Source organism: Pseudomonas sp. NBRC 111124, assembly GCF_001320245.1.
Classification (GTDB): Bacteria; Pseudomonadota; Gammaproteobacteria; order Pseudomonadales; family Pseudomonadaceae; genus Aquipseudomonas.
In genome coordinates this window covers 23787-40169 of record NZ_BCBA01000042.1, presented here as the reverse complement: position 1 = coordinate 40169, position 16383 = coordinate 23787, and the positions used below count along the sequence as shown (strand labels likewise).

At 58.2% G+C, this 16383-nt stretch carries 14 protein-coding genes and 1 pseudogene; 2 read left to right on the top strand and 13 right to left on the bottom strand.

All coding sequences use genetic code 11. From position 1 onward, the window contains the following. Positions 1–22: 22 nt before the first annotated feature. Together gltS and APH28_RS16800 are read right to left on the bottom strand one after the other, a co-directional pair. On the bottom strand, positions 23–1228 hold the full coding sequence (gltS, locus tag APH28_RS16805) for a sodium/glutamate symporter (protein WP_060511240.1): 1206 nt from the start codon (positions 1226–1228) through the stop codon (positions 23–25). 110 nt (positions 1229–1338) lie between these two features. Continuing rightward, positions 1339–2847: a sigma-54-dependent transcriptional regulator gene (locus tag APH28_RS16800; protein WP_060511238.1), complete on the bottom strand. Its 1509-nt coding sequence runs from the start codon at positions 2845–2847 to the stop codon at positions 1339–1341. A gap of 65 nt (positions 2848–2912) precedes the next feature. Between APH28_RS16800 and APH28_RS29185 the strand changes: the two are divergent. Then, a pseudogene (locus APH28_RS29185) lies at positions 2913–3026 on the top strand (LysR family transcriptional regulator); the annotation flags it as partial. Positions 3027–3241: 215 nt separating this feature from the next. On the opposite strand, the gene APH28_RS16795 reads toward APH28_RS29185, so the two are convergent. The 10 genes from APH28_RS16795 to arcD (APH28_RS16750) form a co-directional block, all read right to left on the bottom strand. Next, positions 3242–4633, bottom strand: a complete 1392-nt coding sequence (locus tag APH28_RS16795; protein ID WP_060511236.1) for an HEXXH motif-containing putative peptide modification protein — start codon at positions 4631–4633, stop codon at positions 3242–3244. Further along, positions 4630–5496 (bottom strand): class I SAM-dependent methyltransferase, encoded by an 867-nt coding sequence (locus tag APH28_RS16790; protein ID WP_156340904.1) that lies wholly within the window; start codon positions 5494–5496, stop codon positions 4630–4632. The genes APH28_RS16795 and APH28_RS16790 overlap by 4 nt, the downstream gene beginning before the upstream one ends. Positions 5497–5502: 6 nt before the next feature. Next, positions 5503–6069, bottom strand: coding sequence for a hypothetical protein (locus APH28_RS16785; RefSeq protein ID WP_060511231.1), 567 nt, complete (start codon positions 6067–6069; stop codon positions 5503–5505). Next, on the bottom strand, positions 6063–6932 hold the full coding sequence (locus APH28_RS16780; RefSeq protein ID WP_177334272.1) for a radical SAM protein: 870 nt from the start codon (positions 6930–6932) through the stop codon (positions 6063–6065). The genes APH28_RS16785 and APH28_RS16780 overlap by 7 nt, the downstream gene beginning before the upstream one ends. Further along, positions 6868–8307 carry a nucleotidyltransferase domain-containing protein gene (locus APH28_RS28870; protein WP_177334271.1) on the bottom strand — a complete coding sequence of 480 codons (1440 nt, stop codon included), beginning with the start codon at positions 8305–8307 and terminating at the stop codon, positions 6868–6870. The genes APH28_RS16780 and APH28_RS28870 overlap by 65 nt, the downstream gene beginning before the upstream one ends. 570 nt (positions 8308–8877) lie before the next feature. Then, positions 8878–9246: a DUF5064 family protein gene (locus APH28_RS16770; protein WP_060511225.1), complete on the bottom strand. Its 369-nt coding sequence runs from the start codon at positions 9244–9246 to the stop codon at positions 8878–8880. A gap of 55 nt (positions 9247–9301) precedes the next feature. Beyond that, on the bottom strand, positions 9302–10231 hold the full coding sequence (arcC, locus tag APH28_RS16765; protein WP_060511223.1) for a carbamate kinase: 930 nt from the start codon (positions 10229–10231) through the stop codon (positions 9302–9304). 63 nt (positions 10232–10294) lie between these two features. After that, on the bottom strand, positions 10295–11305 hold the full coding sequence (locus APH28_RS16760) for an ornithine carbamoyltransferase (protein WP_060511220.1): 1011 nt from the start codon (positions 11303–11305) through the stop codon (positions 10295–10297). 69 nt (positions 11306–11374) lie between these two features. Next, positions 11375–12628, bottom strand: a complete 1254-nt coding sequence (arcA, locus tag APH28_RS16755; protein WP_060511218.1) for an arginine deiminase — start codon at positions 12626–12628, stop codon at positions 11375–11377. A gap of 33 nt (positions 12629–12661) precedes the next feature. Beyond that, the gene (arcD, locus tag APH28_RS16750) at positions 12662–14089 is read right to left on the bottom strand and encodes an arginine-ornithine antiporter (protein WP_060511217.1); all 1428 of its coding nucleotides are present in this window, start codon (positions 14087–14089) and stop codon (positions 12662–12664) included. A 434-nt stretch (positions 14090–14523) separates the two neighbouring features. On the opposite strand from arcD (APH28_RS16750), the gene arcD (APH28_RS16745) reads away from it, so the two are divergent. Further along, a complete protein-coding gene (arcD, locus tag APH28_RS16745) occupies positions 14524–15951 on the top strand; it encodes an arginine-ornithine antiporter (RefSeq protein WP_060511215.1) in 1428 nt (475 codons plus the stop codon). On the opposite strand, the gene APH28_RS16740 is transcribed toward arcD (APH28_RS16745), so the two are convergent. After that, a complete protein-coding gene (locus APH28_RS16740) occupies positions 15931–16344 on the bottom strand; it encodes a YbaN family protein (protein WP_060511213.1) in 414 nt (137 codons plus the stop codon). The two genes, arcD (APH28_RS16745) and APH28_RS16740, sit on opposite strands and share 21 nt — an antisense overlap. Positions 16345–16383: the final 39 nt, after the last annotated feature.

Sequence of the window (16383 nt, the reverse complement as noted above, 5' to 3'; positions counted from 1 at the left end):
TTCGAAGTTGGCCCTGGGTTGATCAGCTGGCGACAAAAAACGGCAACGCCAGATACAGCTTGATCACCACGACATTAATGATGTCGATAAAGAACGCCCCCACCATCGGCACTACCAGAAACGCCAGTTGCGAAGGCCCGAAACGGTGGGTCACGGCCTGCATGTTGGCGATGGCGGTCGGCGTGGCGCCCAGGCCAAACCCGCAATGCCCGGCTGCGAGTACCGCGGCATCGTAGTTGCTGCCCATGACCCGGAAGGTGATGAAGATCGCGAACAGCGCCATGAGCAGGGTTTGCGCCGCCAGAATGATCAGGAAGGGCAGGGCCAGTGCTGCCAGATCCCACAACTTCAGGGACATGAGTGCGATGGCCAGGAACAGCGACAGGCTGACATTGCCCAGCACGGAAACTTCCCGTTCGAATACTTGATAGAGCCCCAGCGCCGAAAGCCCGTTGCGTAACAGCACGCCCACGAACAGCACGCAGACGAAGGTCGGCAGCTCGAACGCCGTACCGAGCAACTGGCCATTCAACAGGGTGCCACCGAGCAGGCTGACCGAAATCAGCGCCAGGGTCTCGATGAACGAAAATGGCGTGATCAGGCGCTCTTTCTCGGGTTCTTCAAACCCTTTGGGCATGTGTGGCACTGCGTGCTCCACGCCGGGGACCTGCACGCGTTTGATCAGCAGGCGGGCGACCGGGCCGCCGATCAGGCCGCCCAGCACCAGGCCAAAGGTGGCGGACGCCAGTGCCAGTTCCGAGGCTGACGCCAGGCCATATTTTTCGCTGAAGGTACTGCTCCAGGCCGCGCCCGTGCCGTGGCCGCCGGACAGCGTGATGGAGCCGGTCAGCAGGCCCATCAACGGGTCCAGCCCCAATGCCGTGGCCAGGCCGATGCCCATGGCGTTTTGTACCAGCAGCAATCCGGTCACCACGACCAGAAAGATGCCGACCACACGCCCGCCTTTTTTCAAACTGGCGAAGTCTGCGTTCAGGCCGATGGTGGCGAAGAATGCCAGCATCAACGGGGCTTGCAATGAAGTATCGAACTGCACTTTCAGGTCGAAACTGCGTAATGCCAGCAAGATCAGGGCAACGACCAACCCACCCGCGACAGGCTCAGGGATGTTGTAGGTTCGCAGGACGGTGACACGAGCCACCAGTCCGTGGCCCAACAACAGGACCAGGGAAGCGGCGACCAGCGTGCCATAGAAGTCGAGTTCCAGCATGAGAGGCGCTCTCTCTTCATCAACAAAGAAGGGCGCCATTTTCGCAGCAGTGCTTGTTGAAGTATTGGCTGAGCCCGTAGGATCAATCTGAAGTTAGAGAGCGTTAAGTTCTAACTTTTGCTCGGAATACCATATTTGCGCAAACGTTGAGCAATCGCGGTATGCGATGTCTGCAGCCGCCCCGCCAACTGCCGGGTCGACGGATAACTGGCATAAAGCCGCTGCAGCAATTCACGCTCGAAGTCCCCCACCGCCTGTTCCAGGCTCGCCACGTCGCCGTCCTGCCCACGCGCCACCGAAGTCCCGGCGATGTCCAGGTCTCCGATATCCACCAGATTGCTCTCGCAGATCGCCGCAGCGCGGAAAATCACGTTCTGCAGCTGACGTACGTTACCTGGCCAAGGGTTGGCCAGCAGCGCCGCATGGGTGGCCGGGGTGAGGCGGCAAGGTGAGCGCTGGATCTGTGTGCAGGCCTGCTGCATGAAATAGTGCGCCAGCATCAGGATGTCCTGGCCACGGTCGCGCAGCGGCGGTACCTGCAGGTTGAGCACATTCAGCCTGTAGAACAGGTCTTCACGGAAGGTGCCTTCGGCGACCATGCGTTCCAGGTCGCGGTGGGTGGCGCTGATGATGCGCACATCCACCTTCACCTCGCGGTCGCCACCTACCCGGCGGAAGCTGCCATCGCTGAGAAAACGCAGCAGCTTGGCCTGCAGGTACGGCGACATTTCGCCGATCTCGTCGAGAAACACCGTGCCCTGGTTGGCCAGCTCCATGAGCCCCGGCTTGCCGCCGCGCTGGGCGCCGGTGAAGGCACCGGGGGCGTAGCCGAACAGCTCGCTCTCGGCCAGGCTCTCGGGCAGCGCGGCGCAGTTGAGGGCGAGGAATGGCGCGGAGTGGCGGCTGCTGATGGCATGGCAGGCGCGGGCCACCAGTTCCTTGCCGGTGCCGGTTTCGCCGTGCACCAGCAGTGGCGCGTCGAGCGCCGCCACGCGCAGGGCGCGGGCCTTGAGGGTACGGATTGCCGGTGATTCACCGAGCAGCGCATCGAAGCCTTCGGCGTGGTCGTGGTGCAGGGCCGACAGGCGCTCGCCCATGCGGTTGGGCGCATACAGCGTCAGCAGGCCGCCGGCATTGGTGATCGGCGAGGCGTCCAGCAGCAGGCTTTGGCCATTGAGCTGCATCTCGCGCATCGGCAGGTGGAAATTGTTGTCCAGCAAAGCCTGCAGCAGGTCGGCATCGTCGAACAGTTCGCCCACCGAGCGCCCGGCGGATTCACGGCCGCACAGGGCGATCAGCGCCGGGTTGGCCAGCAGCACCTTGCCGGCGCTGTCGACCGCCAGCACCGGGTCGCTCATGGCCGCGAGCAGGGCGTCGAGCTGCAGGTGGCGGCGCTGGCCGGGAAGGATGTCGACCACGTCCACCGACTGCACGCCATGGACTTCGAACAGCGCGTCGTGGAGCTCTTCGAGCACTGCCGGGCTGAGGGTCGGGGCGTCGATGTAGACGTTCGGCGGGACCATTTCCACAGCGTCCAGGTTGAGGTTGCGAGCACCGAGCAGGGCGAGGACTTCCTGGGTGATGCCGACGCGGTCGATGAAGCTGACGTGGATGCGCATGGGGTTTGAACAGTAGCGACGGAGGGCGCCAGTATGCCTTGAGTTGAGGGGCCGGCCCAAGCGCGGTGGCGCATCCGGTGACCGGGCGGGTGCGTTCCTGGCCCTTGACCAGCCGCTGGCAAGAGCAGCAGCCGTTGCTATTGCGCCAGGCAATGACCATGAGCGATTCGGATGCGGCAGGGCTTGCCGGCTAGATCAATGCCGTGTCGGCGAGCTTCTTCAACAAGCTCAGGGTACACATACTGAAAGTGGAAATGGATGGTGCGGCCATCAATCATTTTGTTGCCAACGTCTTCCGCAGGTTTCCGAGGTATTAGTGCAGATCTGGGGAAGATACTGTAGATAGGTGAAGCAATTTGAAAGTCCATCTTCCGGTTCCCTTGCTTATGCAGTTTTAGTGCAGGTTGACAGCCCTGTTTACTTCCTCGGCGATAATGCACTTTACCGCAGGTGCTCGGTCAAGCGTTGTGAGCACCTCGGCGAGCATTTCAAGGTGCTCGATGATGACGTGTCTTTCAGCGTCCCTTTTTCGCGTGAAGTAGACACGTTCGTATTCCGAGAGGTCAGGTTGGCCAAGGATTTCATTGAAGAAGCAGACCAGGCGCGAAAATACCAATGCCGCATGGAGGATACCTACGGCAGGCCGCGCTTTCTTTCGCCATGGCGAATAGAACAATACGTCGGGGTCAAGTTTGACGCCCTGCGCGCGTAGCAATTCGTTCAGCCAGTTGTGCGTCGCTTCGTGTAAAATTATTTCCGCGAGCCGGTAGACATTGTCTATATAGTCACAATAGACGGTGCCCGGGAGCCCAGACAAAGTGTAACTGTCAGTCGCACTAAGCAAGTCTTTTTCCTGGAGGACGCACACGTTGCCAACTTGTTTTTCCAGTGTTTCGGCAAAGCCAAGTGCCATGCAGCGATTCATTGCCAGCAGAATTTTCTTTTGTTTATCTTCGCCCGCCGAGTCAGAATCATCAAATTTTGATAGGTAGGCAGGTGACTCGAAGTCAGAGGCGTACAGGCGCTGTGAGCAGTGTTTGGATACATGCAGCGCTTCGTTCGATACCTTGCCAATAGTCTCTAACAACTCAAGGCCTAGCGACAACTGTGAACGATTGTTGTGCTCCAGGGCTTGAGTAATGCTATAGAAAGCCTGCTCCAGTACCGCATAACGGGCACCGTGGGTGATGTCTAATGCGTCGAGATGATCGATGTCACAGACGCCATCAGGTAACAGTTTCAGCAGCTGTTTTACTTCGTGCACGCGTGACTGTCGGAAGGCGCTCAAGACGCTACTGAGGCTGGTGAACTCGACGCGTTGAGCTGGGCGCTTTCCGATGCCGATACCGGCGACACGCTCAATGAGCGCTCCTTGGCCAACGCTCAGGAGTCGCTTCACATCGTACTGAGTACTGACCCACTCATAACAAAATTTGGTAGGGCTATCACTGTTCGATGTGCCGGCGTGCAGCTCATAGTGAGTCCAGGTTTTCGCAGCGGTATCATCAATCGCGACGTGGAAATAAGTGCGCCGGTGCAACTCAGATTTAAAGGGACGCATGTCATGGGTGTTTTCACCCAGCAACGCGAATTGTGCCACAGGCACATCCAGGCCCGCTTCTTCCAGCAACTCCCGGCGTGCGGCATCAACAGGAAGCTCTCCGGGCTCTACGGTCCCGGCAGGTACCTGGTACCCGACTTCTGGATAATCAAAGTGATAAAAGACAAGTAATGTATCGCCTGAGGTTGCGTAAATGACAACCTTGTGTTTTTCCTTGAGGCTCATAGGGTTTTCTCGTACATGAAAAAGAAGTTGTCTCGGCACTCATCGACATCAGTATCTATTGCCTGAAGCGGATAGCCTGACTTGATCAACCTGAACCCCGCACTGGAAAAGCTGGCGTCGAGTTGATCGGGGCGGATCAGGCGCAGGCAGTTATACTCTTCATTGAGCGAGCCGGAAGTTGTAACCATGCGGGTTCGACGTGCGATCATTTCTTTCTCTACGAGATCACCCACTTCATCTAGCCATATACCATCGCTTGAGCGATGCAGCGTGATCGAGTAACCGCCGTGCAGTTGTTGGCACGTTCGCACGTCGCCCACCACGCGGTCGCCTTTTCTTAATCGTTGTCCCAGCGCTTGTACAAGCGCATGGCAGTCCATCTCTGTATAGGTATTGAGTACTTCGTACAATGCAAAAACGATGTCGAAATTCGCCTCAGGCTGCTCAGTATTCAGATAGTTTGAACTGTCCGCCGTGCGCCACGTGAAATTCGCCTTTCGGGCCGAACATTCATTGCCGTAGTGGGCCAAGTATTCATTGATTTCCAGCCCCAGGTAGACAGCGCACCCATGGCGTTCCACCCACGGCGCAACCCCAATGGGGCCGGCATGGAGTTCCAGTACCCTTTGGTTTTCGAGTCTCAATCCCCATTCGGTAAAGGTCTTGAATAAATGTTCCATTGTCAGTGGACGTCGTGTGGCCTGATCAGTGGCCTGGTCAAGATGAACAGGCAGGACACGCTCACCATAGGAGTGGCTCGAATACGGAACGGAAGTGAGCCGTTTTCGGGATGCCAGTTCTTCAAATGCTGTGCGGCATTCGTCGTACCATTCAGAGAGCCTTGCAGGATTCATTTCTGGCATGAGCGATTACTGCAAGCATTTAACAAGAAGGCTAACGGCAGCCTCCCGGCTGGCCAGGTAAAGGGCAGTGGACAGGCCTCGGTTTTTTTCCAGGTAGAGATCAAGACAGGGCACTGCGCGGGCGTGCGTTTCGCAATACAACTCACCGGCATAGAGCTGGAACTCGGCGTTCATGTTCCGCATTTTCAATGCGTCGTTAGACTGTGCGACGGCGTGCTGGATGAGTGCTGTGCCAACGTCGGTAGGGTTGATCACCCCCACATGAAGCTCAAGGAGATGAGGGGAGATCGCATGCCCTTCGCAACTTGTGTACGTGATGAAGTTGTGGTTGACCAAGCACTCAACGAGTGGGCGTACAAGGGGTTCGAGTGCATCGGTGAAGTGTGAATCGAAACGCGCATATGGGAACGCGTAAGCGCAATCATCGGTGCCATGGAAATTGATTCTTCCAGACGGTGATCGGGTATACACCTTGGTCAGGCTGACGCTGGCGTCAGCGCTGTGCCAACGTGACAGGAAATCGGCAATGTTATCCATGCTGTTGGGGTGGCGTTTGTCCGATAGGTTCAGCATGGTGTGGCCTCGATCAGTGCGGAAGTATTGTTGATAAGGGTTATCCGATGTTGGCAATACGCAGCCTCGCGACCGTGCTCCGCCAAGCGTCGGCGCGTTGCAATACAGCCGCCGCCACACACGGAGTAGTAATCACAGGCTTGGCACGCCTGCTGAAGCCTGGAGACGACGGCGTCATTGGAAAATGCGGCTACACGCTCTGTGAAACCTTCCAGGTTGAACCTGTGGGTGGGTATGAGCCCAATGTCGCTTTTGCACAATTCATCGCAGGCGCCCACCTGGCCATCAGGATAGAGGGTGAGTACGTGGCCACATTTTTTTGCACTGTAATGGCAGTGGTTCACGGAAGCATTGGAGAACTTCCGAATAATTGTAATGTCAGGCTCTAAAATATAGTGGCGGTAGAACTCGGACTGCCAAGCACTTGAAAAGGACGCTAAGAAGCGGGTGTACGCTTCAGCGGTGATGGCCCATGGCAACATTTCGGGACGCGAAGTGTAAATGAGCTGCGCAAGTTTTTCTCGTCGTCGTGTACCGGGTTCGGCGTGACCCGAGTAGTCAAAGCACGGCACCAGTTTTACCGCCTTGATGCAGGACCACGCGGCGAAATATTTCGCCGTTTCGGCTGCCCTTTCAAGTGACGAGCGCGTGACAACGCAAATGACCCCAATATTGATGTTCTCGCTTTCACACAAGCGAAACGCGGACTCGACATCCTTCAGGCTAGGACGGTTCTGATAATCCTGGCGCAAGGCATCGTGGGAACTGGGGCCATCGCAACTGATACCGAGTTGCAGGCTAGGGAAATGCTCTGTTAGAAAAGACAGCCACGCCTTGTTGAGCAGCGTTCCGTTTGTCTGCATCGTGACGCGGGTGATTTTGTCCGAGTGGGTCTTGAGTAGCTCGGCAATTTCCTTGAAGCGGCGCTTGGAATAGAGAAGTGGTTCGCCCCCCATGTAGCTCAATGGCGAATCGCGTCTCGGGCATGGTGATAAAGAGGTGCCGAAGGTCCTCAGGGTCCAAGGTACGCGCGCCCTCGTAAGGTTTGCGCTTTTCGTAACAGTAGCTGCAGTCCAGATTGCAGACTTCGCCCACCAACTTGAGAATGATCGATATCGCATCGCCCTTTTTTGCAGGGGCAATGATACTACGCTCGCCAGTATTCATTGGAAACGTCCTGTCGTCCTTGATAGAAGATCTACCTAAATGATCAGATTCAGGCGTTATTTGCGCCAGCAATCCCATCGCCATCAGGTTATCCATGGCAGCTATTACATCGCGGCGTTGATGGCCACTTTTCTCACCCATGGCGATGATCGCAGCGTAAGATCGAGGCTGAAACGCGAAACAGACGATTAACTGCGCCAGTAACTCTACGCGATAGACCTTAAGTTGGTGTTTGATCAGCCTTGTGCCATGGCTGACATAGGGTAAGGCCCAGGTGTCTGTCATAAACTGCGGAGCCTTGTGTTCTGACGACTGAGCGTTCTCTGCGTGCGTGTGATGGCCGAACCAAGCACCCCACAGCAGCCTTCTGTATAGGCGAAGGGCTTGGAAACAATGCCTGGCATAGGCTTCGTCGGAGGACAGCGTCGCATTGAAAGTCACCTGAAGATATTCATCATGGACAGCCGCTGGTAGCGCGCGTGCCGCGCGCTTCAAGCGCCATTTGTACTTCTGATACGTATCGCCCACTGCGGCCAGGGCAGTGTCCACGGCGCTGTCTACCAGGAAACGAGAAAACAGCGCTGCTGAGGCATAATCACGTTCTACGTGAGCACCGATCATGTCATCGTAATGACTGATCGAGAAGTCTTGGGCGTAGGTTATGACTTTTTCGTCGAAAGATGCTATTTGAACCTGGCTTGTTAATGTCAGGTGGGCGGATTGGCCAAAGAGGACCTTGCCCTTCAGTAATTTGTGGATGATTTCGATGTCGCGTGCTGGAAAACCATCATAGTTTTCGCTGTTGGCTTTTTTTAGATAACGCTCAAAAAAGCCACGGTCAATGACGGAGACTTCGACGTTCTGCCCAGGTCGCTGTCTCATCATGCCAGCGTTATGCAGTACACCTTGATAGCCTGTTTCACAATAGGCATAGAGGTCGATATCCGACGTTGAATTTGCCAGGCCCTCAGCATACGAGCCTACCAAAAGTACAAAGTCCGACTTCGATAGAAGGTCAGGCGAAAGAAAACTTAGAAGCTCGGCAACATTATCATTGTCGCCACAATCCATTGAGACCGACATTGCACCCACGCATAGTATGTAAATTTTTTGTGGGCGCACGCTAGCACCGCTCTAAAAAATGCGTCAATACACCTGTGTAGCACTTTATTACTGAAAGACTGACTGATTTGCTCGGTCTTTAATTTTGTTTTTTAGTGCGTCTTTTTTTGTAACTGGATGGTTAAAATAGCGGCAACCTGCGTACTTCCTGAGGTGTGTGCTTCATACGAGCGAGGGGTAAGGGTAACTGGCTTTTCCAATGGCATGTAAATACTGTGGGCATTGGTTCATTTGTTGGAGCTTATCTGTAGGAATTTTTACTGTTAAAACGATTTAGCCTTGTCTCTATAAGTATTTCAAAATATTTCTAATGCGCTATGGCGAGGAGGGCGAAGTGTTCATCGGCGCGCGCTGGTCAATGACGTGATTGAAAAACCGCATATTGTCCTCATGACGGGGTTACCAATGAGCGGCCCAAGGGTAAGAACGGGTTTTTTATCGACGGTACTCCACGACGTCCAGCGACTTACTGGTCATATGCAAGCCGCCGAGGCTGCAGAGCAGCCCCGGTTCTTGAAACTACTCAAGGTGTTCAGGCTTGATCGGGTCGCCCGATTTTACATCCAGCTTCTGTCGAATGTCTTCGAACATGGCGTCGTAAAGCTTGTGCGGCGAACCCAGCGTTTCGAACTTCTGATGCGGCGCGAGGTAGGATTGGGCCTTGCGCGAAGCCACGCTAAGAAAACTTGGCAGCACCTGATCCTTGGCCAGGAAGAACGTGTCATCGACGGTCTTGCCCTCGATGCTGCCATGCATGCGGAACTGGATGCCTCTGCCTTCCTTGGGGTCTGAAAACGCTTCGTACTCAATGTTGAGGTCGTAACTGTGGTCGTTCTTGGTCAGCGCAGTGCGCTCGATATGTACATGACCGGGGTGGAACTGGGCCATGGCAAACTCCTCCGGAAGGTGAAAATGGCGGGCCCCGTCAGCCCGCCCACTGCAATCAACGGTAGCTGATACCGGGCTTTTCGGTGCTCACGCGGGTGCCGGCGGTGCCTTTGACGATGCCCTCGATGTTCTCCAGCGAGCTGATCACCGCCACTTTGCCGGTGTGCCGGGCGAAGTCGCAGGCTGCCTGCACCTTCGGCCCCATGGAGCCGGCCGCGAAGCCGAGGCGTTCGAGCTCGTCGGGGTGGGCCTGGGCAATGGCTTTCTGTGTCGGCTTGCCCCAGTCAATGTAGGCGCCATCGACGTCCGTGGCGATTACCAGAAGGTCGGCTTCCAGCTGTTCGGCCAGCAGCGCCGAGCACAGGTCTTTGTCGATTACCGCTTCGATGCCTTTGAGCTTCTTGTGCTCATCGTACATGGTGGGGATGCCGCCACCTCCCGCGCAGATCACGATGCTGCTTTTCTCCAGCAGCCATTTGATCGGACGGATTTCGAAGATGCGCTTGGGTTTCGGGCTGGCGACCACGCGGCGGTACTTGTCGCCGTCGGCCTTGACCACCCAGCCTTTTTCCTTGGCCAGTCGCTCGGCCTCTTCCTTGCTGTAGACCGGGCCGATGAACTTGCTCGGGTCCTTGAAGGCCGGATCGTTGGCGTCCACTTCCACCTGGGTCAGCAGGGTGGCGAACGGCACTTCGAAGTCCAGCAGGTTACCCAGCTCCTGTTCGATCATGTAGCCGATCATGCCTTCGGTCTCGGCACCCAGCACGTCCAGCGGGTAGGCTTCGTCGGGTTTGTACGACAGCCCTTGCAGGGCCAGCAGGCCAACCTGCGGACCGTTACCGTGGGCGATGACCAGTTCGTTGCCGGGGTGAATTTTGGCGATCTGTTCGGTGGCCGTGCGGATATTGGCGCGCTGGTTGTCAGCGGTCATGGGTTCGCCACGGCGCAGGAGGGCGTTGCCGCCCAATGCAACAACGATACGCATGGGGAATGTCCTTTAACGAAGAGGGAAGGGCGCCGCCCCAGGGGCCGGGGCGGCGCGGCCGGCTTACAGGTCAGCCAGGGTCGAAACCAGGATCGCCTTGATGGTGTGCATGCGGTTTTCCGCCTGCTCGAAGGCGATGCACGCTGGCGACTCGAACACGTCATCGGTCACTTCGATGCCGTTGGCCAGGTCCGGATACTGTTCGGCAATTTGCTTGCCGACCTTGGTCTCGGAGTTGTGGAACGCCGGCAGGCAGTGCATGAATTTGGTCCGTGGGTTGCCGCTGGCTTTCATCAGCTCCTTGTTTACCTGGTAGGGCTTGAGCTGCTTGATGCGCTCGCCCCAGGCTTCGATCGGCTCGCCCATCGACACCCAGACGTCGGTGTGGATGAAGTCGACGCCCTTGACCGCGGCCTTGGGGTCTTCGGTCAGGGTGATGCGCGCGCCGCTTTCTTCGGCGTACTTGTGGCAGCGCTCGACCAGGTCCTCATGTGGCCACAGCGCCTTCGGTGCCGCGATGCGCACGTCCATGCCGAGCTTGGCACCGATCAGCAGCAGCGAGTTGCCCATGTTGTTGCGGGCGTCGCCCAGGTAGGCGTAGCTGATGTCGTGCAGCGGCTTGTCGCTGTGCTCACGCATGGTCAGCACGTCGGCGATCATTTGGGTCGGGTGGTATTCATCGGTCAGGCCGTTGAACACCGGTACGCCGGCGAACTTGGCCAGCTCTTCGACGATTTCCTGCTTGAAGCCGCGGTACTCGATGGCGTCGTACATGCGCCCGAGCACGCGGGCGGTGTCCTTCATGCTTTCCTTGTGGCCGATTTGCGAGGAGTTGGGGTCGATGTAGGTGACGTTGGCGCCCTGATCATAGGCGGCGACTTCGAAGGCGCAGCGGGTGCGGGTCGAAGTCTTCTCGAAGATCAGGGCGATATTGTTGCCCTTCAGGTGCTGCTGCTCGGTGCCGGTGTACTTGGCGCGCTTGAGGTCGCGGGACAGGTCCAGCAGGTACTTCAGCTCGCGGGTGGTGTGGTGTTCGAGGCTGAGCAGGTTGCGGTTGTGAATGTTGAACGCCATGACATTTCTCCTTGAGTTTGGTGAACACACCGGCCGCCGCTTTGTGAGGGCGGCCGGGGGTAATGGGCGTTAGTAGTCGATTGGGTCGCGCACGATCGGGCAGGTCATGCAGTGGCCGCCGCCACGGCCCCGGCCCAGCTCGCCGGCGCTGATGGTGATGACCTCGATACCGGCCTTGCGCAGCAGGGTATTGGTGTAGGTGTTGCGGTCATAGCCAATGACCACGCCTGGCTCGATGGCCACCACGTTGTTGCCGTCATCCCACTGTTCGCGTTCGGCGGCGAAGCTGTTGCCGCCGGTTTCGACCACACGCAACTGGACGCCCAGCTGCTCGCCGACCACCTCGATGAACGACTTGTTGATGCGGCGAACGTCCATGCCGTAGGGCTTGCTTTCGTCCGGACGGATGATGAACGGAATGATCTCTTTCACGACTTCCGGGAAGACCGTGACCAGGTCGCGGTCGCAGAAGCTGAACACAGTGTCCAGGTGCATGGCGGCGCGGGACTTCGGCAGGCCGGCGACGATGACTTCCTTGACCGCGCCCTTGGCGAACAGGTTGCGTGCCAGCTGGCCGATGGCCTGACGTGAGGTGCGCTCGCCCATGCCGATCAGCACGATGCCGTTGCCGATCGGCATCACGTCACCGCCTTCGAGGGTGGACTGGCCGTGCTCCTTGTCCGGGTCGCCGTACCAGACTTCGAAGTCGGCGTTGGTGAACTCCTTGTGGAACTTGTAGATGGCAGTGGTCAGCAGGGTTTCCTGGCGACGCGCCGGCCAATACATCGGGTTCAGCGTCACGCCACCGTAGATCCAGCAGGTGGTGTCGCGGGTGAACTGCGTGTTGGGCAGTGGCGGCAGGATAAAGCTGGAGTGGCCCAGGTAGTCGTTGTACATCTTGACCACATCGGCGCCTTCGCTCTGCGGCAGGTCCTGGCCGGCCACACCACCGATCAGGTACTCGGCCAAATGACGCGGCTCGAGGCCTTCGAGCCAGCTGCGCACTTCGTTTTTCAGGCCCACACCGACAGTGTCATCGGTGATCTTGCGGTCGAGGATCCACTTCAAGGCTTCGGGTTGCTGGACGATGTCGGTCAGCAGGTTGTGCATTTCCAGCACCTCGACGCCGCGTTCACGCATCTTGGTGACGAAGTCGAAATGGTCACGCTTGGCCTGGTCGACCCAGATCACGTCGTCGAACAGCAGTTCGTCACAGTTGCTAGGCGTCAGCCGCTTGTGCGCCAGGCCCGGTGCACAAACCATTACCTTGCGCAGTTTGCCGGCTTCGGAGTGGACACCGTACTTCTGTTTTTCAGCGGACATGGTTTCATTCCTCCAATTGAACGAAGACGTGGGTCAAAGGGTCAGGAAGCCGTCATACAGGCCGAAGGCTGCCATCAGGGCGCCGATGACCACGGCTGCGAAGATCAGTTTTTCCACGTTGGTGAAGATCGGTTGGCCTATTTCACGCTTGGCCTTGGCGAACAGGATCGCGCCAGGGGCATAGAGCAGGGCCGAGAGCAGCAGGTATTTCACGCCGCCGGCATACAGCAGCCAGATGGCGTATATCAGCGCGATGGCGCCGATGATCAGGTCCTTGCGCCGCTCGGCCAGGGCCTGTTCGTAGGTTTCGCTGCGCAGTGCCAGCAGGAAGGCATAAGCCGCCGACCACAGGTAAGGCACCAGGATCATCGAGGTGGCGAGGTAGATCAGCGACAGGTAGGTACTGTTGGAGAACAGGGTGATGACCAGGAAGATCTGCACCATGGCGTTGGTCAGCCACAGGGCGTTGGCCGGCACCTGGTTGGCGTTCTCGCGGCGCAGGAACTCCGGCATGGTGTGGTCCTTGGCGGCGGCGAACATGATCTCGGCGCACAGCAGCACCCACGACAGCAGGGCCCCGAGCAGCGAGATGATGAGGCCGACGCTGATCAGCACCGCGCCCCAGTGGCCGACCACGTGCTCGAGCACGGCAGCCATCGACGGGTTCTGCAGCTTGGCCAGTTCCGGTTGGGTCATGATGCCCAGCGACAGCACGTTGACCAGCACCAGGAACAGCAACACGGTGATGAAGCCGATGACCGTGGCTTTGCCCACGTCGGAGCGCTTTTCCGCACGGGACGAGAAGATGCTCGCGCCCTCGATACCGATGAACACCCAGACGGTAACCAGCATCATGTTGCGCACCTGGTTCATCACGCTGCCCAGGTCGGGTGTGCCCACGGCCCAGATGTCGGCGGTGAACACGTCGAGCTTGAAGGCGAACAGGCAGATCAGGGCAAACAGCACCAGCGGCACGACCTTGGCCACGGTGGTGACCAGGTTGATGAACGCCGCTTCCTTGATGCCACGCAGTACCAGGAAGTGAACGGCCCAGAGCAGCACCGAGGCGCCGATAATCGCCGCCGGGGTGTTGCCTTCTCCGAAGATCGGGAAGAAGTAACCGAGTGTGCTGAACAGCAGCACGAAGTAACCGACGTTGCCCAGCCAGGCACTGATCCAGTAGCCCCAGGCCGAAGAGAAACCCATGTAATCGCCGAAGCCGGCCTTGGCGTAGGCGTATACGCCGCCATCCAGGTCAGGCTTGCGGTTGGCCAGTGTCTGGAACACGAAGGCCAAGGTCAGCATGCCCACGGCGGTGATCGCCCAACCTATCAATACCGCGCCAACGCCTGCGCTGGCGGCCATGTTTTGCGGCAGCGAGAAGATCCCGCCCCCAATCATCGAACCAACCACAAGTGCAACTAGCGCGCCGAGCTTTAGTTTTCCGGATGAATCAGACATTTAACAACTCCTGCCAGGAGAAAGTTGACGACAGAATAAATCTGCCGCCTGGACCATGGCCTGACTTGGATCAGTTTCATGGCAACGCGAAGGTAGGAAATTTCCTACTCTCGACTCCTGGAGCGTGCCGACTGCTCAACTGCAGGCCCTTAGCGCTGGCATCTCCATGTCCTTCTAGAGCAAACGCTCCGTTTGGCCTGCGATGTCTGAAGCTAGTCGTTTTTGCCGCTTTCGCAAATTTTTCACAAGAATTTCGAGCTTTATCGGCTTCTTTTCTAGTTGTTGGGCAGCTGCTATTTTCTACAGGGTCAGTCTGATAGACATTGTGGTTATTAATGCTATAGGTTTAATAGGTTTGACCATATAAGTAACAGCATTTATATGGCGACCCTATCTGTTGCAAACGCATGACAGCTCGGAAAAAAAGGAGCCCCATGAGCGAACCGGGACAAAAGCTGCGTCTGGGAGCACTGATCGCACTGGTGGTCGGCTCGATGATTGGCGGCGGGATCTTCTCGCTGCCGCAGAACATGGCCGCCCGTGCCGATGTCGGCGCCGTGCTGATCGGCTGGGCGATCACCGCGGTGGGCATGCTGGCACTGGCCTTCGTGTTCCAGACCCTGGCCAACCGCAAGCCCGAACTGGATTCGGGGGTATACGCCTATGCCAAGGCCGGTTTCGGCGACTACATGGGCTTCTCCTCCGCCTGGGGATACTGGATCAGCGCCTGGCTGGGCAACGTCGGCTACTTCGTGCTGCTGTTCAGCACGTTGGGCTTCTACTTCCCGGTGTTTGGCGAAGGCAACACACCGATAGCCATTGGCTGCGCCTCGTTGCTGCTGTGGGCGGTGCATTTTCTGGTACTGCGTGGCATCAAGGAGGCGGCGTTCATCAACCAGGTGACCACCGTGGCCAAGGTGGTGCCCTTGCTGATCTTCATCGTCATCGCCGCCTTTGCCTTCCGCGCCGATATCTTCACCCGCGATATCTGGGGCATGAGCAACCCGCAGTTCGGCAATGTGCTGGACCAGGTGCGCAACATGATGCTGGTCACGGTATTCGTGTTCATCGGTATCGAGGGCGCCAGCGTATATTCCGGGCGGGCGCAGCGCCGTTCCGACGTTGGCAAGGCCACGGTGATCGGTTTTCTCGGGGTGCTGGCGCTGCTGGTGCTGGTCAACGTGCTGTCGCTGGGGGTGATGACTCAGCCGGAACTGGCCGGGTTGCAGAATCCGTCGCTGGCCTCGGTACTGGAGCATATCGTCGGCCCTTGGGGGGCGTTGCTGATCAGCCTCGGCCTGGCCGTTTCGCTGCTCGGTGCGCTGCTGTCGTGGGCGCTGCTGTGCGCAGAAATTCTGTACGCCACGGCGCGGGACAAGACCATGCCGCGTTTCCTGGCCAAGGAAAACGCCAACCACGTCCCGGCCAATGCCCTGTGGCTGACCAACTGCATGATCCAGGGCTTCCTGCTGATTACGCTGTTTTCGGCGGGCACCTATACCAGCCTTATCTACCTGGCATCGTCGATGATCCTGGTGCCGTACCTGTGGTCGGCGGCCTACGCGGTGCTGTTGGCCTGGCGTGGGGAAAGCTACGAAGGGCAGCCAGCACTGCGACGCAAGGACCTGCTGGTGGCGGCGCTGGCGCTGGTGTATGCGATATGGCTGCTGTACGCCGGTGGCCTCAAGTACCTGCTACTGTCGGCGCTGCTGTACGCCCCAGGCGTCATCCTGTTCGCCCGGGCCAAGCACGAACAAGGGCAGACGCTGTTCACCACCTGGGAGAAGCTGATCTTCGCAGCAGTGCTGGCAGGTGCGGCACTGGCAGCCTACTTGCTGTATTCAGGGCTGTTGAGCCTGTGATGCCGCGGGGCAGGGCTGCTCCGGGCGCGACCAGATCCACAGGTTGCCCAGAGTCATCCCGGCAATCGCCAGAAACACGGGCCAGTGGTGTTCGAGGAAAATCAGCATCAGCGCAGCGCACAGCAGCATGCTGATGGTGGCGCTGACCTTGGCGCGGCGCTGGATGACCTTGCCGTTGCGCCAGTTGAACAGGATCGGCCCAAACAGACGATGGTTCTCCAGCCAGGCGGACAGGCGCGGCGAACTGCGTGTGGCGGCCCAGGCGGCCAGCAGGATGAACTCGGTGGTCGGCAAGCCGGGGATGACGATCGCGACCAGGCCGATCCCCAGGCTCACGTAAGCCAGGATGCCATACAGCAGGCGGGACAGTTTGGAGCGGGCGGGTTGGGTCATGGTCTCACTGCAAAAACGTCCGGCCACCGGAAAGGTGGC